Origin of the sequence: Streptomyces sp. SID14478, from assembly GCF_010548525.1 — a bacterium.
GTDB lineage: Bacteria > Actinomycetota > Actinomycetes > Streptomycetales > Streptomycetaceae > Streptomyces.
In genome coordinates this window covers 1-439 of record NZ_JAAGMG010001012.1, presented here as the reverse complement: position 1 = coordinate 439, position 439 = coordinate 1, and the positions used below count along the sequence as shown (strand labels likewise).

The window sequence follows — 439 nt, the reverse complement described above, 5'->3', positions numbered from 1 at the left end:
CTGCGCGCCGCCGCCTCCGACGCCACCGACCGGCTGCACGGCGTCATCGGCCTGCTGCGCGAGGAGGACGACGAACCGGCGCCGCTCACCCCGCCCGGCGAGAGCATCGCCGAACTGGTCGAGCGCGCCGCCGAGTCGGGCCTGCCCGTCCACCTCCTGGGAGCACCCGCCCCCGACGACCGCACCGCCTACCGCCTGGTCCAGGAGGCGCTGACGAACGCCGCCAAACACGCGCCGGGCGCCCCCGTCACCGTAGAAGCACGGACCCGGGGCGGCGCGACCACGCTCACCGTCACCAACGGCAGCCCCCTGCACGCCCCCTCGCCCGGCAGCGGCAGCGGCACCGGGCTGCTCGGGCTGCGGGCCCGGATCACCGCGCTCGGCGGCACGTTCGACGCGGGCCCGCACGAGGACGGCTTCCGGGTCACGGCCCGGCTGC

1 protein-coding gene is annotated in these 439 nt (G+C 77.9%); it reads left to right on the top strand.

What is annotated here, in order from left to right:
* Positions 1-439: ATP-binding protein (locus tag G3I40_RS32610; protein ID WP_343245089.1), on the top strand; the 439-nt coding region annotated here is incomplete at both ends.